The organism is Shewanella mesophila (assembly GCF_019457515.1).
Classification (GTDB): Bacteria; Pseudomonadota; Gammaproteobacteria; order Enterobacterales; family Shewanellaceae; genus Shewanella; species Shewanella mesophila.
This window is the reverse complement of record NZ_CP080421.1, coordinates 118606-138995: the sequence shown is the minus strand read 5'-3', so window position 1 is coordinate 138995 and position 20390 is coordinate 118606. Positions and strand designations below refer to the sequence as shown.

Below are 20390 nucleotides of genomic sequence, written 5' to 3'. Positions count from 1 at the left end.
TGTTTTTGCAGTTGTTCCCCTAAAGATGATGGTGTACTGTGCGTTTCCTAAGGGGAGATATGTCAATGCAAGCCACAAACCAAATTCACAATGCTCTATATCTAGCATTCGAGCGTCAACAGTGGGCGGAACTCAGAAAATCTGTGCCGTTAATGTTGAGCGAAACAGATCTAGAAGATTTACGTGGCATAAATGAATCAATTTCCTTAGATGAAGTGACAGATATATACCTACCACTGAGTCGACTATTAAACCTTATCGTAGGAGCAAAGCAACAGCGTGGTTTGGTACTGAATCAATTTCTGGGACGAATCCCCCCTAAACGTCCCTACATTATCAGCATTGCTGGTAGCGTGGCCGTAGGTAAAAGTACCACAGCACGTATTTTACAGGCATTGCTTAGGCAGTGGCCGGAGCACCCCAAAGTTGACCTAGTCACCACGGATGGCTTCTTATATCCATTAGCGGAACTGAAGCACCGTGGCTTATTGCAGCGTAAGGGTTTTCCAGAAAGTTATGATATGAAGATGCTGGTCGAATTTGTCTCTAAGATAAAGGCGGGTGAGAGTCTTGTTCACGCGCCAATCTACTCACATATTAGTTACGATAGAATCACTGATACTAATCAAATTATTCAGCAGCCTGATATTCTAATCATTGAAGGACTTAACGTTCTCCAGACAGGTCAAGATACTCATGTGGCGATTCAACAACCTTTTGTCTCTGATTTTGTGGATTTTTCCATTTATGTGGATGCAGAAGAATCACTGCTAAAAAATTGGTACATATCCCGATTTTTGCAATTTAGAAGTGGCGCATTTAGCGACCCTAGTTCCTACTTTCACCATTATTCTGAGTTGAGTGATGGCGAGGCAACTAAGATAGCCGCTAACATTTGGGATAGCATTAATGGCCCTAATCTCAATCTCAACATTCTACCGACGAGAGACCGGGCTCATCTAATCCTCCGTAAAGGTACTGATCATTTGATGAACCAGGTGTTACTAAGAAAATAGTTACTTATTGCGCACGCAGCGATATTTCACCGCCAACATAGGCCTGAATCCCCTGCTCATTTTGCAATAAAACGGCACCTTGATCATCTATACCACAGCAGATACCTTCAACGACATTATCACCCATTAACAGTTTAATGGGCTGACCATCGAATAGATCGACGTCGCGCCAGCGTTGCTTAAAGGCTTTTAGGCCATCGACTTCAAATTGCTCCAGATCCGCAACTAACTGCTGCTGCAATTGAACCATAAGCGCAGTCTTATCAGGCATCTGCGCCAATTCAGACAGATCACTCCAAGGCTGATCTATCTTTTGTGATTGCTGGGCTGACATCGACATATTAACGCCGATACCGATGACGACATGACATTCACTATCGGCCTGACCGCTCATTTCCACTAATACGCCAGCGAGCTTCTTATGGTTTAGATAGATATCATTCGGCCACTTAACGCCAACGCCAGCAACGCCCATGTTACGCAGTACAGTAACCAATGAGCATGCGACCACAAGGCTAAGACCCATGGCTTGTGCCATGCCCTGAGAGAACTGCCAATAAAGCGACGCATAAAGGTGGCCACCATAAGGCGACACCCAAGTCCGCCCGCGGCGTCCTCGACCAGCGGATTGGTGCTCTGCAATACAGATATCGCCTCTACTGAGTTCATTTACATGATTAAGTAAAAAAGCGTTAGTTGAAGGGATGTCATCAAAATAAAAACAGCGAGCATTTAAAGCGGCCTTCAACTGTCTTTCATCTATCAAACTTAGCGGTGTTGCTAGCTTATAACCTTTTCCCTTAACGCTAAAAACATCAACACCAAACTCTTCTAAGCTAGCAATGTGCTTGCTCACGGCGGCGCGAGAGATCCCAAGGTTGGTCGCTAAAGCCTCTCCTGAAACGAAACCTCCTTTACTTAACTCAGCAAGAATTGTCCTTTTACGCTGCCACTGATCATGCATCATTAATCTCCTTTTGCCCTGTTGCGCCAAAAATTCGAGGTTCTACTTCTAACGTCACCATAAAATGGTTCCGTATCTTTGCAATGATATGACGAGCCAATTGGCACACATCATAACCTGTTGCATGGCTTTTATTAATGAGTACTAGTGCCTGATTCAAATGGACCGCTGCACCACCATGGGTCATACCTTTAAAGCCAGACCGCTCTATCAACCAACCCGCCGCCAGCTTAACTTCGCGTTCATTAATCACATAGCCTACAATGTCAGGATACTGCTGTTGCAACGCCTCATACTGTTCCAGGCTAATTATCGGGTTTTTAAAGAAGCTTCCTACATTACCTAAAACCTTAGGATCAGGTAACTTCTGCTGGCGTGTGGTACAGATACAATCAAATACCATCTGAGGGCTAACACTCTCACGCTTAAATTCCCTTAATGGGCCATAGCTCAGATTAGGATTCCATTGCTTATCTAGGCTTAGTCCGACACTTAAAATCACTGCCCTCTGCTTTAATGCCTGCTTAAATATCGAGTCTCGATATCCAAAAAGACATTCAGAAGCATTGAGGCGCTGACACAGCCCCGTTTCAAGATCCAGGTACTCGACCCAATCGCAATATTGCGCAAAATCAGCACCATAGGCTCCAATATTCTGTATTGGTGCGGCACCAACAGAACCTGGAATTAATGCAAGATTTTCTAGCCCTGGCATCTTATTCTCTAGGCAAAATACGACCAAATCATGCCAATTTTCGCCTGCTTCAACGACTAATCTATAGGCGGTAGCATCTTCAGTGACTATTATGCCCTTACTTCCAATCACCACAACAGTGCCTTCGAAGTTAGTTGTCAGCACAATATTGCTACCACCACCAAGCACTAGCAAAGGTACTTTGTCACAGGTAGCATTAAGACAGGCTTCGACTATCTGCTTGCGATCACATGCATGAATCAGCTGATCACAATTAACGTCTACGCCGAGAGTATTTAGCTTAACGAGTGAATGGTAAATGTTGGTATCCATAAGTTCTGATTAACGACACAAAAATGCCATTGTACCCCATCGCGGTCGGCCGCATAAAGCAAATGCTTATACCAATCAGTATAAGAAAGTGATCTACACAGCTTGTTTTTTGGCAACTACTTCAAGGCCATGGACGATAGAATGGTTACTCTCGTGTGAGGCTGTTCAACGTAGAAGTAGGACGCCAAAAACACACCTAACAGGCGTCTTTAGCGCTTTCGATACGGTGGGCACTAGTTCAACTATGCTCTCCACTCGTTGCAATCACCAGGGTGTTGCATGTTACCGACATACTTAATACCAATTGGTAATGAGCTGTGATCTAATATACGCACCGCCCTTAACCAGTATTCCAATTTGAAAACTTATAGTACTGAAGAGTGCTTAGCTTTATCTAGAGCAGAAAAAGAACCTCGTAAACGTATGCGATTACTTGCCGTTGCTCTCTTTCTCGAGGGAAATAACCGCACTGATGTCGCCTTGAGGCTCAAAGTTACCCGCGCTAGCGTCAACGCTTGGATAGCTAAGTATCTTGCCAACGGTATCAAAGGGTTGGATACTAAGAAAAACAAGGGACGTGATAGCTATTGAACCTCAAGCCAAAAGCAGCAACTCGGTGCCTACATAGAAGAACAATGCCGAGTGATTCAGGCGGAAGGCTGACAGGTGATGCGATCCTAAGATAGGTCAAATATCACTTTAATCTTAATTACCATCCAAACGCGATTTACAAATTACTGGAACAATTAGGTTTTAGTTGGATAACGAGTCGTTCAAAACATCCTAAGCAATCAATAAAGGTACAAGAGGCTTTTAAAAAAGTTCCAACAAGAAACGATCCTTAACATCCCTGGTAGTGTGGCACTTGAGCGAGTTGATATTTGGTTTCAAGATGAGGCACGCTTCGGGCAGCAGAACACGACCACATGTTTATGGGCAAGAAAAGGCACTCGTCCTCGTGCCGTACCTAAGCAAACAGATCATGCGTCAGCATCTATCACTGATCGCACAAAGGACAAAACCGGGTAGGCATGCCGCTGTTGTCATGGATGGTACAGGTTGGCATACGGCAGATCCCGCCAACGGGTTTAGCAATCTAAGCCTCATCAAGTTACCGCCATACTCCCCGAACGAAACCCGATAGAGCAAGTGTGGAGTTGTTTACGGCAGCACCATTTAGCTAATCGCTGCTTTCAAGGATACGAGGATATCGTTGCTGCTTGCTCTAATGCTTGGAACAATTTCATCAGTGATACGAAAAGAGTGGGCAATAATGACTAAGTATTAAGATGGAATGGTGTGAAATCAACAGAGAAAAAATCCCTAGCACCAACGGCTGATGATTTTCAGACGTAAAAAAGCCCACTACATCATAGCGGGCTTTCTCGTATTAAGCCCAGTCATGGCCAGCTACGCTAAAGCTTCGCGCTCATAAGCACATCGCTATCGCGATATTCGCCCTACTCCACATGGAAATGCACCTCACTGCGTTCGGACTCTTTATATTCCCCATGTTCGAGTCGATATTTCAAAAGCTGTTAAACGAAAAAATCCCCAACACAAAGTGCTGGGGATTTATCGACTCTCTTACGAGAAGTGTTAGGCGCCTGGAAATGACCTACTCTCACATGGGGAGACCCCACACTACCATCGGCGTGATTGCGTTTCACTTCTGAGTTCGGGATGGGATCAGGTGGTACCACAATGCTATGGTTTCCAGACAAATTTTGTTAGCACTAAATGCTTAATACATGGTGCTGATACCCAGAATCGAACTGGGGACCTCATCCTTACCAAGGATGCGCTCTACCGACTGAGCCATATCAGCAAATTTTTTATATCGAAATGTCTTACACTAGATTGCATTTCAACATCTTAATTAGGCGCCTGGAAATGACCTACTCTCACATGGGGAGACCCCACACTACCATCGGCGCGATTGCGTTTCACTTCTGAGTTCGGGATGGGATCAGGTGGTGCCACAATGCTATGGTTTCCAGACAAATTTGGAAATTTAGAAAGCTGTTCCCGCCTAAGCAGGAAGTTTTAAAATTGAGTCACACTAAATCAAGTGGCTGTATTCTTTCGCTAAGTATTCACTTAGTTAGAAACCCTTTTGGGTTGTATGGTTAAGCCTCACGGGTCATTAGTACAAGTTAGCTCAACGCCTCACAACGCTTACACACCTTGCCTATCAACGTAGTAGTCTCCTACGGCCCTTTAGAGAGCTTAAAGCTCTAGGGATGACTCATCTTAGGGCTCGCTTCCCGCTTAGATGCTTTCAGCGGTTATCGATTCCGAACGTAGCTACCGGGCAATGCCATTGGCATGACAACCCGAACACCAGCGGTTCGTCCACTCCGGTCCTCTCGTACTAGGAGCAGCTCCCTTCAATCATCCAACGCCCACGGCAGATAGGGACCGAACTGTCTCACGACGTTCTGAACCCAGCTCGCGTACCACTTTAAATGGCGAACAGCCATACCCTTGGGACCGACTTCAGCCCCAGGATGTGATGAGCCGACATCGAGGTGCCAAACACCGCCGTCGATATGAACTCTTGGGCGGTATCAGCCTGTTATCCCCGGAGTACCTTTTATCCGTTGAGCGATGGCCCTTCCATTCAGAACCACCGGATCACTATGACCTACTTTCGTACCTGCTCGACGTGTATGTCTCGCAGTTAAGCTGGCTTATGCCATTGCACTAACCGTACGATGTCCGACCGTACTTAGCCAACCTTCGTGCTCCTCCGTTACTCTTTGGGAGGAGACCGCCCCAGTCAAACTACCCACCAGGCACTGTCCTCAACCCCGATTCAGGGGCCAGAGTTAGAACATCAACACTACAAGGGTGGTATTTCAAGGTTGACTCCAACAAGACTGGCGTCTCATCTTCAAAGTCTCCCACCTATCCTACACATGTAGGGTCAATGTTCAGTGCCAAGCTATAGTAAAGGTTCACGGGGTCTTTCCGTCTAGCCGCGGGTATACGGCATCTTCACCGCAATTTCAACTTCACTGAGTCTCGGCTGGAGACAGCGTGGCCATCATTACGCCATTCGTGCAGGTCGGAACTTACCCGACAAGGAATTTCGCTACCTTAGGACCGTTATAGTTACGGCCGCCGTTTACCGGGGCTTCGATCATGAGCTTCTCCGAAGATAACCCAATCAATTAACCTTCCGGCACCGGGCAGGCGTCACACCGTATACTTCCTCTTGCGAGTTTGCACAGTGCTGTGTTTTTGATAAACAGTTGCAGCCACCTGGTATCTGCGACTCCCGTCAGCTTAAAGAGCAAGTCTCATCACCAACAGGAGCGTACCTTCTCCCGAAGTTACGGTACCATTTTGCCTAGTTCCTTCAGCCGAGTTCTCTCAAGCGCCTTGGTATTCTCTACCCAACCACCTGTGTCGGTTTGGGGTACGATTCCTGCTAACCTGAAGCTTAGAAGATTTTCCTGGAAGCATGGCATCAACTACTTCAGTTCCGTAGAACCTCGTCGTCAACTCTCAGTGTATGTGCACCCGGATTTGCCTAAGTGCACCACCTACTGCCTTAAACGCGGACAACCAACGCCGCGCTAGCCTAGCCTTCTCCGTCTCTCCATCGCAGTTAGCAAAAGTACAGGAATATTAACCTGTTTCCCATCGACTACGCCTTTCGGCCTCGCCTTAGGGGTCGACTCACCCTGCCCTGATTAACATTGGACAGGAACCCTTGGTCTTTCGGCGAGGGGGTTTTTCACCCCCTTTATCGTTACTCATGTCAGCATTCGCACTTCTGATACCTCCAGCGTGGGTTACCCCTTCACCTTCAACGGCTTACAGAACGCTCCTCTACCGCACTAGCGCAAGCGCTAGTACCCATAGCTTCGGTGTATTGCTTAGCCCCGTTAAATCTTCCGCGCAGGCCGACTCGACTAGTGAGCTATTACGCTTTCTTTAAATGATGGCTGCTTCTAAGCCAACATCCTAGCTGTCTAAGCCTTCCCACATCGTTTCCCACTTAGCAATAACTTTGGGACCTTAGCTGATGGTCTGGGTTGTTTCCCTTTTCACGACGGACGTTAGCACCCGCCGTGTGTCTCCCGAGTAGTACTCATTGGTATTCGGAGTTTGCAAAGGGTTGGTAAGTCGGGATGACCCCCTAGCCTTAACAGTGCTCTACCCCCAATGGTATTCGCTCGAGGCGCTACCTAAATAGCTTTCGAGGAGAACCAGATATCTCCCGGTTTGATTGGCCTTTCACCCCCAGCCACAAGTCATCACCGCATTTTTCAACATACGTGTGTTCGGTCCTCCAGTTGATGTTACTCAACCTTCAACCTGCCCATGGCTAGATCACCGGGTTTCGGGTCTACACCTTGCAACTAAACGCGCAGTTAACACTCGGTTTCCCTACGGCTCCGCTATTCGCTTAACCTCGCTACAAAATGTAAGTCGCTGACCCATTATACAAAAGGTACGCAGTCACGGTCTCAAGAACCGCTCCCACTGCTTGTACGTATACGGTTTCAGGTTCTATTTCACTCCCCTCACAGGGGTTCTTTTCGCCTTTCCCTCACGGTACTGGTTCACTATCGGTCAGTCAGGAGTATTTAGCCTTGGAGGATGGTCCCCCCATGTTCAGACAAGATGTCACGTGTCCCGTCCTACTCGTTTTCACGTAAAGTTAGTTTTCATGTACGGGGCTATCACCCTGTGCCGCTGTGCTTTCCAACACATTCCACTAACACCCTCTACGCTTAAGGGCTAATCCCCGTTCGCTCGCCGCTACTAGGGGAATCTCGGTTGATTTCTTTTCCTGAGGGTACTTAGATGTTTCAGTTCCCCTCGTTCGCCTCACAACACTATGTATTCATGTTGTGATACTAGCTTATGCTAGTGGGTTTCCCCATTCGGACATCGTTAGCTCAAATGCTTGTTACTAGCTCGCCAACGCTTTTCGCAAGTTACTACGTCCTTCATCGCCTCTGACTGCCAAGGCATCCACCGTATACGCTTAGTCACTTAACCATACAACCCAAATGAGTTTCACAAGGAAACAAACTTTATCAAGCGGGTAAGCTTGATGTTGTATCGCAACTAATGGTGTTTACTTTCGCCAAAAGAATACTCATGAATCATCATCCTAATTAAAGGGAATGATTCGGCACTTGATTTAAGTGTTTGAGAACTCAATTTTAATTTTCGCGTCAATGCTACAAATAATTACGTACAAGTACGTCATTATCCCTTTCACATTAACACTATCAGCTTTCCAAATTTTTAAAGAGCGGGCTTAAAAAAGCCAAAGATAAATTTTTCATTTATCTTTGGCATCTCTATCCATGTGCAAGTAAATGGTGGAGCTATGCGGGATCGAACCGCAGACCTCCTGCGTGCAAGGCAGGCGCTCTCCCAGCTGAGCTATAGCCCCATTTACATGCAGTCAAACAAATATATCGAATGCCAAATAATTTTGGCGAAGCCAAATCGAGTTTAGTCAAGGTAACTTGTTGCGACGTTTAGTTCACTAAACGAGTAACAAGTTAACGTAGAGTAAACGAAGATTTGGTGGGTCAGAGTGGACTTGAACCACCGACCTCACCCTTATCAGGGGTGCGCTCTAACCAGCTGAGCTACAGACCCATTCTTTTTGGTTATTTAATTCTAACTGAATCAAATCCCTCAAAAATTATCTTTCGATATTTTGCTCTTTCTTTCTATCAAGTAATCTGTGTGAACACTCAACAAACATTAAGTTAGTCGTATAGGTAAGGAGGTGATCCAGCCCCAGGTTCCCCTAGGGCTACCTTGTTACGACTTCACCCCAGTCATGAACCACACCGTGGTAAACGCCCTCCCGAAGGTTAAGCTATCTACTTCTGGTGCAGCCCACTCCCATGGTGTGACGGGCGGTGTGTACAAGGCCCGGGAACGTATTCACCGTGGCATTCTGATCCACGATTACTAGCGATTCCGACTTCATGGAGTCGAGTTGCAGACTCCAATCCGGACTACGACAAGCTTTGTGAGATTAGCTCCACCTCGCGGCTTTGCAACCCTCTGTACTTGCCATTGTAGCACGTGTGTAGCCCTACTCGTAAGGGCCATGATGACTTGACGTCGTCCCCACCTTCCTCCGGTTTATCACCGGCAGTCTCCCTAAAGTTCCCACCATTACGTGCTGGCAAATAAGGATAAGGGTTGCGCTCGTTGCGGGACTTAACCCAACATTTCACAACACGAGCTGACGACAGCCATGCAGCACCTGTCTCAGAGCTCCCGAAGGCACCAATCCATCTCTGGAAAGTTCTCTGGATGTCAAGAGTAGGTAAGGTTCTTCGCGTTGCATCGAATTAAACCACATGCTCCACCGCTTGTGCGGGCCCCCGTCAATTCATTTGAGTTTTAACCTTGCGGCCGTACTCCCCAGGCGGTCTACTTAATGCGTTAGCTTGAGAACCCAGTGTTCAAGACACCAAATTCCGAGTAGACATCGTTTACGGCGTGGACTACCAGGGTATCTAATCCTGTTTGCTCCCCACGCTTTCGTACATGAGCGTCAGTCTTTGTCCAGGGGGCCGCCTTCGCCACCGGTATTCCTTCAGATCTCTACGCATTTCACCGCTACACCTGAAATTCTACCCCCCTCTACAAGACTCTAGTCTGCCAGTTCGAAATGCAGTTCCCAGGTTGAGCCCGGGGCTTTCACATCTCGCTTAACAAACCGCCTGCGTACGCTTTACGCCCAGTAATTCCGATTAACGCTTGGACCCCTCGTATTACCGCGGCTGCTGGCACGAAGTTAGCCGGTCCTTCTTCTGCGAGTAACGTCACACCTAAACGCTATTAACGCTTAAGCTTTCCTCCTCGCTGAAAGTGCTTTACAACCCGAAGGCCTTCTTCACACACGCGGCATGGCTGCATCAGGCTTGCGCCCATTGTGCAATATTCCCCACTGCTGCCTCCCGTAGGAGTCTGGGCCGTGTCTCAGTCCCAGTGTGGCTGATCATCCTCTCAGAACAGCTAGGGATCGTCGCCTTGGTGAGCCATTACCTCACCAACTAGCTAATCCCACCTAGGTACATCCAATCGCAGAAGGCCCGAAGGTCCCCTCTTTTCCCCCGTAGGGCGTATGCGGTATTAGCAGTCGTTTCCAACTGTTATCCCCCTCGACTGGGCAGTTCCCTAGGCATTACTCACCCGTCCGCCGCTCGTCAGCAAATTAGCAAGCTAATTCCTGTTACCGCTCGACTTGCATGTGTTAGGCCTGCCGCCAGCGTTCAATCTGAGCCATGATCAAACTCTTCAATTAAAGTTTTGTTGAAGCTTAAAGCTTCGGCTCAATGAATTCTGATTCCACATTAAAGACTCGGAAGAATCTCTAACATGTTGTACATATTGCTATGAACACTCATCTTACATTGAGTAAAATTTTTGATTGCTTTACATCCGAAGACAGAAAAGCAATTTCGAATAACTCAACACCTGTGAGTGTCCACACAGATTACTTGATAAATTGTTAAAGAGCGTTAGCACATCTCGGTAGTTCCAAGTGGCTAGGGCTGCGTATTCTACGCATTCCCCTGGTCGCGTCAAGCAGTTTTTGAAAACTTTTTGATGCGGCACTTTTCAGTGCCTGACCACCTTGTTAGCGAGGTTTATTAACCTTGCTACTTAGTGTTTCGACTTGTCTCTGCGAGCTTTGCCGTGTCAGTGGATGCGCATTATAGGCAGTTCTCGGATGGGCGCAAGCGCTTTTTCAGCGTTCATCGATCGCTCGGCGATCTTTTGAACATTGTGATGTTTTTTGTATCGAATCGCTGTTTTTTACGACTATAGATAGCTAGGCAACTTTATATCATTAGTTAATTAAGTTCGTTTTTTCATCAATATACTAGTGTAATGATCAATAATTCATTACCATATACGAGCTGTTAACAGTTAATTATCAATTCTTCAGAGAACATATATATGCAAAAGCCATTTCTTATTGTTTTGATTGTCGCCGTCATTGGCGCATTGGCAATATCTCAGTTCGCGCCAGATCTCTATTCTGCAATCGCGTTTTTTACTGGTGCTATTATCGCAAGCGTTATTTTTACCCTTCAGTCTTCAAGTTCAACTACAGAATCAAATGAACAGTATAAAGGCCCCACTATGACACTTTATGTTGGCAACTTGCCATATCGTGTACATGAGGGAGAAGTTAAAGAGCTATTTGGTAAATATGGCCCTGTAAACTCAGTTCGTCTTGTGCGTGATCGTAAGACTGGTCGCCGCAAAGGTTTCGGTTTTATCGAGATGTCAGAAGCAGGTGCAAAAAAGGCGATGAGTAAGCTTAATGAATTTGACTTCCAAGAACGTACTCTAAAAGTACGTGAAGCCAAATCTCAAGATGCTGATAAGTCCGACGCCGATCAGCAAGTAAGCTAAACCCTACTTAACTTGCTATACAAGGAACATTAGTAGTCTATCTCTACTCTATCGATGACGTTAGTTGCTCGATTACAGAGAATCCATAGTCTGCTAATGTTCTTTTTAGTCCTATCGAAATATCCCTCGTAGTAAAATATGCCATACTCTCCATTGGTCTTGCGTTAGAAGGCTGCTGTTGCAATAACACCTTCACTCTAGCCGCAATAGCTGCCGCAGAATCGAGCAATGTGAAACCTTCGCCTAAACAAGCCTGAAGTTCCTCTCTTAATATAGGAAAGTGGGTACACCCCAATACAAGAGTATCAATTTGCGATTGCTTAATCGGCTGTAGTATTTTCTCTATTAACTGTTGATCGACATATTCCTGAGCCATTTTAGCCTCAGCTAATAATACTAACTCCGATGAACCGAAACATTGCACCTCACAATCTGTGGCAAACCTCTGTATCAGATCATGGGTATAACTCCTGACTACGGTCCCAGGTGTTGCGAGCAAGCCGATATGTTTATTCTTTGTCATTTCAGCCGCTGGTTTAATGGCGGGAACCACTCCGACTATCGGAATGGAAAGCTTAGCGCGCAGAGAAGGTAATATGAGTGTACTTGCGCTATTACATGCAACCACCACTATATCTGCGTCAACTTGACTAACCGCGTTACCTATTATGTTTATGCAGCCACGAATCAGTTGTTGCTCTTCTAACTCACCATAGGGCAGGCGGGCATTATCAAATAGATAGTAATAACTCTCGTTTGGCAGGGTTTGCTTAATTTCAGACAATATGGAGAGACCACCGACACCGGAATCGAACACTAAAATATTTGCCGACAAACTGAATTCTCCAACTGTAAAATCATAAACGGGTAAAGGGAATATTTTCCCATAGCAAAGGACAAATCAAAAGCTAGATACTGGACATCAACGCTGGGTAGTATACTATTTGCGCCCCCAATGATAGCAATGGTGTTTAAAAATGAATTTAGAAGCAATGGATCCTAGCCAATACGATAAGCAACTTGATGCTAAACGTGAAAAATTAGCGCAACTATTTGCTGACTTTAACACTCCATCATTGGAAGTATTCGCTTCAGAACCAGAGCATTATCGTATGCGCGCTGAGTTTAGAGTCTGGCATGAAGGCGAAGACCTTTACTACTATATGTTCGATAAGGTTCTTAATCAAAAAGTACGTTGCGAACAATTCTTACCCGCCAGCGCATTGATTAATCAAATGATGCCAGCCCTAATGGCTGAACTTCGCCCCAACACGATATTACGCCATAAGCTATTCCAGGTGGATTTTTTATCGACCCTAAGCGGTGAAATCCTCGTATCATTGTTATACCACAAGCAATTAGATCAACAGTGGCAAGATGAAGTGCAAGCCCTCAAGCAATGTCTGGGTGAGCTATTCAAGGTCAATATCATTGGCCGTGCTCGTAAACAAAAATTAGTTATGGATAGGGATTATGTTATTGAGTCCTTGCCAGTCAGTGGCCAAACGCTAACCTATAAACAGATAGAAAATAGCTTTACTCAGCCTAATGGCAAGGTTTCTATCAAGATGCTTGAATGGGCAATCGATATCACCCAACAGAGCACTGGAGATCTACTGGAGCTTTATTGTGGTAACGGTAACTTCTCTATTGCGCTAGCGCAAAACTTCAATCGCGTATTAGCCACCGAGCTTGCTAAGCCATCTGTAGACTCGGCGCAATACAACATTGAAGCTAATAACATCGACAACTTACAGATCATTCGTATGTCTGCCGAGGATTTTACCGATGCGCTAGCGAAAAAACGTAGTTTTAGACGCTTAGAAGGTGTCGATTTAGATAGCTACAACTGCAATACCATCTTTGTCGACCCACCGCGTGCGGGCCTCGATGACAACACCTTGGCTATGGTTCAAGGTTATGAACGCATTATCTATATTTCGTGTAATCCTAATACCTTAATGGACAACTTAAGCGTATTAGATAAAACACATAAAATTACCCGCTTCGCCCTGTTCGACCAATTCCCATATACCGATCATATGGAATCAGGTGTGTTATTAGAAAAACGCTAAACAGCGACTCTTTAAATCACAAAAGGGCCTTATGGCCCTTTTTGCGTAAAAATCTCACTAGAATCCAACACTGAATCAACGATTTTCCATTTTTTGCTGTAACGACTCAGCGCCTTTAGCCACCATACGCAACTGGATCACTAACCTGTCAGCCAATATCTTTCGATCAACACGTTTCATATCTAAGGCAGCTGCCCCAGCATTGAACACGAGTGTCACTAAAGCTTCCGCCTGCGCCCTGGCTAATTCTGGCGTTCTCTTTGCCGTTGCCTCAGTATAATGGGCCAATTCTGAGATAAAATGCTCAATCTCACGCGCAACCGCAGCGCGAAATGGCGCAGAAGTACCCGAGCGTTCATGGAGTAAAATCCGAAATACGTTTGGATTTGATTCCAGTACTTCCATAAAAGTATCAACTGAAATACGAATAACGCTACCGCCAGCCTCGGCTCGTTGACGACCTTTACGCATCATCTGCCGGAGGGTTAAACCACCTTCATCAACCATAGTCAGACCTAACTCATTCATATCTTTAAAATGACGATAGAAAGAAGTAGGCGCAATTTTGGCTTCCCTTGCAACTTCTCGCAAACTCAGACTCGAAAAACTCCGCTCTGCGCTCAATTGATTAAATGCAGCATCGACTAACGCCCGACGAGTTTTTTCTTTTTGTTGTGCTCTGATGCCCATCATGATGAATCCACTAGATAAAGATAATCCCACGATAATACATTCTTTAGCAGAAAAACGCAGCCCACCTTGACCTAGGTAATGAAGCAGGTTAAATTTGCGTACAAGTGTACGCTCAATTTTTTTTGCTGTTGGATATTATAATGAACAAACCTCCCCTCATCTGGACCAATATTTTACTATTTGCCATCACCTTTCTCGGTGCTGTCATTTTAGTTCCTTGGTACGGCATTACCTATGGTTACGGAATCGCGGAATGGCTGGCCTTTATCGGCTTAGCTTTTGCTAGTGGCTTGTCGATCACCGCTGGATATCACAGATTATGGTCTCACCGAGCCTATAAAGCACATTGGTCGATGCGATTCCTGTTTGCATTGGGCGGCGCCCTTGCATTGCAAAACAGTGCATTACATTGGTCATCAGATCATCGTATTCATCATAAGCATGTGGATGACAATGACAAAGATCCCTATTCAGCGAACATGGGTTTCTGGTATAGCCATATTGGCTGGATGCTCAGGGAGTATCAGTCGCAGCGTTATAACGATTATAAAAACGTTCGCGACCTACAAAATGAAAAAATTGTGATGTGGCAACATAAATACTACCTTCCCTTACTGCTGATAATGAATATCGGCTTGCCCGCCTTACTTGGCTGGTTAAACGGCGATGTGTGGGCAATGTTACTCATGGCGGGATTGCTTAGGTTAGTAGTGGTACATCACTGCACCTTCTTTATTAATTCATTAGCTCATATCTGGGGTAAGCAGCCCTATACTGACAAGAATACGGCTCGAGATAATGGCATTCTCGCGGTGTTTACCTATGGCGAGGGCTATCATAACTTCCACCACATCTTTGAAAATGACTATCGAAATGGTATTCACTGGTGGCAGTATGATCCAACAAAATGGCTAATTAATGCAATGGCTTGGACTGGGCTTGCAACACAAAGACGCGTCACCCCTCAGGAACGAATCGAGAGTGCAAAGTTACAGATGCAACTCAAGCGCACCCAACGCAGAATCGAAAAACTCGCGAATAGAGAAGAGGTGCTAGAAAAATTACATGCTGAATATGAGCTGCTAAAGACTCATATTAGCGAGTACTACCAAGCAAAAAAAGAGCTACTCGAAGCAAAACGCAAGCAACTTGTCAGTCAACAGCTGATGGTAAGAGTTGAAGAGCTCAAACAAGATCTGCTCGCACGGAAGAAAAACTGGAAATTACTCACGGCTAATTACGCTTAATTTCAATAGCAATGATCAGCTTCAAATAAAGGTCACTCTAGCGAGTGGCCTTTTTGTTGCTGGCAATGAGCTAAGATATCACTAGCAAAGGGTCACATCGCACACTCGACCGGATTGAAGTGGTCAATAGATGGGTCTATCATTGGCCGTTGTTCATTTCCTTATTAGAGTCTTCGAGTTCATGTCAGAAACAAAAATCAAACTCACTGAATACAGTCATGGTGCAGGTTGCGGCTGTAAGATCTCCCCTAAAGTATTAGGCACCATTCTGGCATCACAGCTACCTCATTTCGACGATCCTAATATATTGGTGGGTAATAGTACTCGTGATGACGCCGCAGTTTACAAGCTAAACGAAGAAACCGGGATCATCAGTACCACCGACTTTTTCATGCCAATCGTTGATGATCCATTTACTTTTGGGCGCATCGCAGCGACCAATGCCATTAGTGATATCTATGCCATGGGTGGAACGCCTATGATGGCGATTGCCATCCTAGGCTGGCCAGTGAATACACTACCAGCCGAAATAGCACAGCAAGTGGTCGACGGTGGTCGCCAAGCCTGTGCCGACGCAGGCATTATGTTAGCCGGTGGACACAGCATTGATGCACCCGAACCCATTTTTGGCCTTGCAGTAACGGGACAGATCCCATTGACTGAGCTTAAGCAAAACAATACAGCCAAGGCTGGCGATAAACTCTATCTCACAAAACCTATAGGTATAGGTATTCTTACTACGGCGCAGAAACAAAAGAAACTCGCCGACGAAGATATCAACATCGCGCCCGATGCCATGTGTGAACTGAATAAACTTGGGCCAGTTATCGCAAAGATCAGTGGCGTGACCGCGATGACAGACGTAACCGGTTTTGGCTTAGCGGGACATCTTATCGAGATGTGTCTGGGGGCAAATCTATCTGCCAAGATAGCTATTGATACTCTGCCCTTATTGCCAAAAGCGAAAGCTTATCTAGAGATGGGGTGCATCCCAGGAGGAACTCATCGCAACTTTGACAGTTACGGCGAACACCTACCGCAAGTAACCGAGGAACAGAAAGCCCTACTGTGTGATCCGCAAACCAGCGGCGGCTTACTTATTTCGGTATCAAGTTCCCATGAAGCCGAAATAATTGCACTACTTAGCGCCAATAATATTGCGCCGATAAGTATTGGCCAATTAGTTGATAACACAGACTCACCTCAACTCCTGGAACTCATTTAATGATATCCAATATTGTTCCTAAGAGTACATATACGCAGCTCTTTCTTAGCGACCACCCCATTATGGATGTTCGCGCGCCGATAGAGTTTGATAAAGGGGCTTTTCCGACCAGTGCTAATCATCCACTCATGCAGGATGAAGAGCGCAAGCTGGTTGGCACCTGTTATAAGCAAAAAGGCCAAGAGGCGGCTATTGCCTTAGGCCACACCTTGGTGGGTGGCAACGTCAAACAACGTCGGATTGATGCTTGGATAGAATATTTCAACGCTAATCCCGATGCTTATCTATATTGCTTTCGCGGCGGACTTCGCTCTCAGCTGACACAGCAATGGCTAAAAGAAGCTGGATTGGATATTCCTTATATCGAAGGTGGATATAAGGCGATGCGCCAGTTTTTAATAGACACTATCGATACCGCTCCCAGCGAGAAGCCCATGCTAATTCTGAGCGGTATTACCGGTAGTGGAAAAACAGATTTTCTGCACAAACGCAGCGAAGCGGTCGATCTCGAAGGTATTGCCCATCACAGAGGCTCAAGCTTTGGTCGGTACCACGATGCGCAACCAACACAGATCAATTTCGAAAATACCCTAGCGGTCGCGCTATTAAAACATCAACACAGCAATGCCAAATCATTGTTACTCGAAGATGAAAGCTATCTCATTGGCCGCTCAGCGCTACCACAAGCTTTTTATAAAGGCATGCAAGCCGCTGATATCGCGATCTTAGAAGAACATAGAGACGCTAGGCTAAACCGTTTACTTGACGAATATGTTCACAAAATGTCTAACGGTTATATCGAACGCCTGGGGGAAGATGCTGGCTTTGTAGCCTTTGCAGAATATTTATCCCAAAGTATCACTGGGATTAAAAAGCGGATTGGTGGTAAGCAGCACGATGAACTACAAGCAATAATTAGTCACGCGCTAGCAGTGCAACAGAGTCGAGGTAATACCGAGGCGCATTTAGAGTGGATAAGTATTCTGCTCAATAAATATTATGATCCTATGTACCTGTATCAAATCGACAAAAAAAGCGACCGCATACTCTTTCGGGGTGATCATAAAGCAATGCATCAATGGCTCGACGAGCGAGCATTGAGATAATAGATTAAAAAGCCAGAGTTAACCTTCTGGCTTTATTAAGACTAGTCTCAACATATCGTGAAAATTAAGCGTTCCCCCGAGCACTATTTTGAGCTCGTCATCATAGCCGCCACCCTATCGCGCAGCAGATGTCGATTAGCATCAGTTCCATTAATTGGATCATCTAACTTTACCGATACTTTTGACCAAAAGCGCTTTGGACGAGTACTAAAGGCGTGGCCATCTTTGTGACTAAAGTAAGAACCCCACAAACCTTTTAGCGCCATAGGGATTACCGTGACGGGATCTCTAGCTAATATCTTATCAATCCCCGGCCTAAATTCCCCCAGTTGCCCATCGGCAGTTAGGCGTCCCTCAGGGAAAATACACACTAGCTCATCATTGGCTAACGCTTGATGGATAGACTCAAATGCTTGATTATAAGTAACTTCAGACTGTCTAGGTGAACAAATTGGAATAACTCCAGCGTGACGAAAAAGGGATTTAAGTAAAGGGATCTCGCTGATTGATTTATCCATGACGAAGCGAATGGGTCTTGAGGACGCCCCCATGATCACTAGTGCATCCACATAACTCACATGATTACACACTATGATACCCGCGCCTTCTCTAGGCAGTTTATCTCTGCCCGTCACAGCAACACGATAGAATAGGTGGCTGAGCAAATAACTAACAAAACGCTGAGTAAATTCGGGGACTTTAGAGTACACATAGAGGGCAACAACTGAGTTAAGTATGGCTAGTAACAAAAATAGCTCAGTAATACTCCAACCAAACCCTTCAAGTAATAGCATCGACAGCAGCGCCGAACAGACCATAAATAGGGCATTAATAATGTTGTTTGCGGCAATCGCCTGGGCACACTCTCCCTTATCAGCCCTAGACTGGATAAATGAGTAAAGCGGGACAATAAATAAGCCGCCACTTACCCCGACCATAAACAGGTCAAACATCACCCGATAGTGTTGCTCATTGCCCACAAAGCTGCCTAGGCTATACACAGCTTGCAGCTGAGCGGTAGGTTGAGGAATAGCCCACAACATATCGATGCCAAACAAAGTTAATCCCGCCACGCCAAAAGGTAGAATCCCTAACTCCACATGACCATATGAAAAACGCTCACAAACAAACGATCCCACAGCAATACCAATAGAGAATAGCGCCAGTAATAGCGAAACAACGGTGGCATCAGAATGTAGGTGTAACTTTGCAAAATTAGGAAATTGGGTCAGATAGGTGGCGCCTAAAAACCAAAACCAGCTAATCGCCAGAATCGCCATCCAGATACTCGGCGTCTGCTTAACCTTGGCGATACTACGCCAAGTTCCAGACAAGGGAGTAAAACGGATTTTGCTGATCTCTCCTTGGGGCGGCAACGCGGGTATTGCCCTGCTAGACAAGTAACCAGATAACGACAACACAAAAACAGTAACGGCAGTAATGACCATGCCGTGCTCGTTGGCAACTAACAAGCCTGCACTTAAGGTTCCGATCAGAATAGATAGGAAAGTCCCCATTTCAACCCAAGCATTTCCTTTCACTAACTCAGTTTGGGCCAAAGCTTGAGGTAACAAAGAATACTTTACCGGACCAAAATAGGCCGATTGGCTGCCCGTTAAAAACAGTAACACCAGCATAGCCATATAGCTTTGAGATAGAATAGCCATAGCAGCACAAGACATGATCACCACTTCTAACTGCTTTAACCTGCGTATTAATTTAGCCTTATCCATGTTATCGGCGACCATACCGGCATGGGCGGAAAATAGAAAAAACGGTAAAATGAACACTCCTGCCGCAAGGTTTACAAACAGGTTAACACTAATAGGCAACTCTCCTATCTGGGCATAGGTCACCATTAACAGCAGCACATTTTTATAGATGTTGTCATTTAGCGCCCCTAAGCACTGGGTCACAAAATAGGGCAAAAATCGTTTAGTTAGCAGCATATCAAATCCTTTTGGTATCCCATTGCAGTTAAATGTGAATCAACATGACAGTGGAGCAAATCGTCGAGTGTAGTGTCTTCGATAAACAGTTTATCGTCTAACGCCAAACAGGTGAGCCCATGTATTCCAGCCCAAATCACCCGGCTATGTTTTTGCAATTCTTGCTGTTCATGATGATTGAACAGTGATGCAAGTCGCCATTCTACGAGTCCAAATAACTCCTTAATCAACTTATTGTGAAGAGGTGGCAAGTGGTCATCAAGCATCTTTAATTCAAACACCAAATTAAAACGATGAGGATGCGCTAAAGCAAAACGGCTATATACTCTTGCCATGGCGACTATCGCTTCGGCATTATCTTGCTCATCAACCAATTTCAAACTTTGATGCAACTGCTGTAACGTCAACTCGGACACAGACAACAGCAAGACCTGATAACGACCAAAAATATTGATCAAGGTACTTGGCACATAGCCAATAGCGGTTGCGACCTTACGTAAACTTAAACTGCTCAATTGATCTTGCTCTAAATGATCGACCACTGCAGTGATAGCCATCTCCCTTATTTCTTCATGAGTATGCTCTTTTCTTCTAGCCATCTCATATCCTCAACTCCCTCAATGGTGATGACAAAATAGCAGCAACCAAAATAAAAAACAACGTT

The 20390-nt window shown here is 45.5% G+C and carries 12 protein-coding genes, 3 tRNA genes, 4 rRNA genes and 1 pseudogene; 7 read left to right on the top strand and 13 right to left on the bottom strand.

Annotated features, from left to right (window positions below):
* Positions 1 to 65 precede the first annotated feature (65 nt).
* Positions 66 to 1016, top strand: coding sequence for a type I pantothenate kinase (gene coaA, locus K0I73_RS00655; protein WP_220062676.1), 951 nt, complete (start codon positions 66 to 68; stop codon positions 1014 to 1016).
* Positions 1017 to 1020: 4 nt separating this feature from the next.
* Here coaA and birA read toward each other — a convergent pair whose 3' ends face one another.
* Entirely contained in the window at positions 1021 to 1980 is a 960-nt protein-coding gene (gene birA / locus K0I73_RS00650; protein ID WP_220064202.1) for a bifunctional biotin--[acetyl-CoA-carboxylase] ligase/biotin operon repressor BirA, read from the bottom strand.
* Positions 1973 to 3007, bottom strand: coding sequence for a UDP-N-acetylmuramate dehydrogenase (gene murB / locus K0I73_RS00645; RefSeq protein ID WP_220062675.1), 1035 nt, complete (start codon positions 3005 to 3007; stop codon positions 1973 to 1975). The genes birA and murB overlap by 8 nt, the downstream gene beginning before the upstream one ends.
* Positions 3008 to 3430: 423 nt before the next feature.
* On the opposite strand from murB, the pseudogene K0I73_RS00640 reads away from it, so the two are divergent.
* A pseudogene (locus K0I73_RS00640) lies at positions 3431 to 4288 on the top strand (IS630 family transposase).
* A 324-nt stretch (positions 4289 to 4612) separates the two neighbouring features.
* Here the strand turns inward: K0I73_RS00640 and rrf (K0I73_RS00635) are convergent.
* The 7 genes from rrf (K0I73_RS00635) to K0I73_RS00605 all read right to left on the bottom strand — a co-directional run bounded on the left by rrf (K0I73_RS00635) (position 4613) and on the right by K0I73_RS00605 (position 10310).
* Positions 4613 to 4728 (bottom strand): 5S ribosomal RNA (gene rrf, locus K0I73_RS00635).
* A gap of 31 nt (positions 4729 to 4759) precedes the next feature.
* Positions 4760 to 4835 (bottom strand) — tRNA-Thr (locus K0I73_RS00630).
* A 57-nt stretch (positions 4836 to 4892) separates the two neighbouring features.
* Positions 4893 to 5008 (bottom strand): 5S ribosomal RNA (rrf, locus tag K0I73_RS00625).
* 124 nt (positions 5009 to 5132) lie between these two features.
* Positions 5133 to 8026: ribosomal RNA gene (locus tag K0I73_RS00620) — 23S ribosomal RNA — on the bottom strand.
* A 327-nt stretch (positions 8027 to 8353) separates the two neighbouring features.
* Positions 8354 to 8429: transfer RNA gene (locus K0I73_RS00615), tRNA-Ala, on the bottom strand.
* Positions 8430 to 8564: 135 nt separating this feature from the next.
* A tRNA-Ile gene (locus K0I73_RS00610) sits at positions 8565 to 8641 on the bottom strand.
* A gap of 126 nt (positions 8642 to 8767) precedes the next feature.
* Positions 8768 to 10310: ribosomal RNA gene (locus tag K0I73_RS00605) — 16S ribosomal RNA — on the bottom strand.
* Together the 16S, 23S and 5S rRNA genes with 3 tRNA genes alongside form the textbook arrangement of a ribosomal RNA operon.
* 659 nt (positions 10311 to 10969) lie before the next feature.
* Here K0I73_RS00605 and K0I73_RS00600 point away from each other — a divergent pair.
* A complete protein-coding gene (locus tag K0I73_RS00600; protein ID WP_220062674.1) occupies positions 10970 to 11431 on the top strand; it encodes an RNA recognition motif domain-containing protein in 462 nt (153 codons plus the stop codon).
* 43 nt (positions 11432 to 11474) lie between these two features.
* On the opposite strand, the gene murI is transcribed toward K0I73_RS00600, so the two are convergent.
* Positions 11475 to 12266 carry a glutamate racemase gene (gene murI, locus K0I73_RS00595; protein WP_220062673.1) on the bottom strand — a complete coding sequence of 264 codons (792 nt, stop codon included), beginning with the start codon at positions 12264 to 12266 and terminating at the stop codon, positions 11475 to 11477.
* A 142-nt stretch (positions 12267 to 12408) separates the two neighbouring features.
* Between murI and trmA the strand changes: the two genes are divergently transcribed.
* A complete protein-coding gene (gene trmA, locus K0I73_RS00590) occupies positions 12409 to 13506 on the top strand; it encodes a tRNA (uridine(54)-C5)-methyltransferase TrmA (RefSeq protein WP_220062672.1) in 1098 nt (365 codons plus the stop codon).
* Between the two features lie 75 nt (positions 13507 to 13581).
* On the opposite strand, the gene fabR is transcribed toward trmA, so the two are convergent.
* On the bottom strand, positions 13582 to 14196 hold the full coding sequence (gene fabR / locus K0I73_RS00585) for an HTH-type transcriptional repressor FabR (RefSeq protein ID WP_220064201.1): 615 nt from the start codon (positions 14194 to 14196) through the stop codon (positions 13582 to 13584).
* A 143-nt stretch (positions 14197 to 14339) separates the two neighbouring features.
* On the opposite strand from fabR, the gene K0I73_RS00580 reads away from it, so the two are divergent.
* The 3 genes from K0I73_RS00580 to mnmH all read left to right on the top strand — a co-directional run bounded on the left by K0I73_RS00580 (position 14340) and on the right by mnmH (position 17777).
* Entirely contained in the window at positions 14340 to 15446 is a 1107-nt protein-coding gene (locus K0I73_RS00580; RefSeq protein WP_220062671.1) for a fatty acid desaturase, read from the top strand.
* A 181-nt stretch (positions 15447 to 15627) separates the two neighbouring features.
* Positions 15628 to 16671, top strand: coding sequence for a selenide, water dikinase SelD (selD, locus tag K0I73_RS00575; protein ID WP_220062670.1), 1044 nt, complete (start codon positions 15628 to 15630; stop codon positions 16669 to 16671).
* Complete coding sequence (gene mnmH / locus K0I73_RS00570; RefSeq protein ID WP_220062669.1) at positions 16671 to 17777, top strand: tRNA 2-selenouridine(34) synthase MnmH; 1107 nt, start codon at positions 16671 to 16673, stop codon at positions 17775 to 17777. Before selD ends, mnmH begins: the two co-directional genes overlap by 1 nt.
* Before the next feature lie 83 nt (positions 17778 to 17860).
* Here the strand turns inward: mnmH and K0I73_RS00565 are convergent, their stop codons facing one another.
* Entirely contained in the window at positions 17861 to 19726 is a 1866-nt protein-coding gene (locus tag K0I73_RS00565) for an MFS transporter (protein WP_220062668.1), read from the bottom strand.
* Positions 19717 to 20325: a TetR-like C-terminal domain-containing protein gene (locus K0I73_RS00560; RefSeq protein WP_220062667.1), complete on the bottom strand. Its 609-nt coding sequence runs from the start codon at positions 20323 to 20325 to the stop codon at positions 19717 to 19719. Before K0I73_RS00560 ends, K0I73_RS00565 begins: the two co-directional genes overlap by 10 nt.
* Positions 20326 to 20390: the final 65 nt, after the last annotated feature.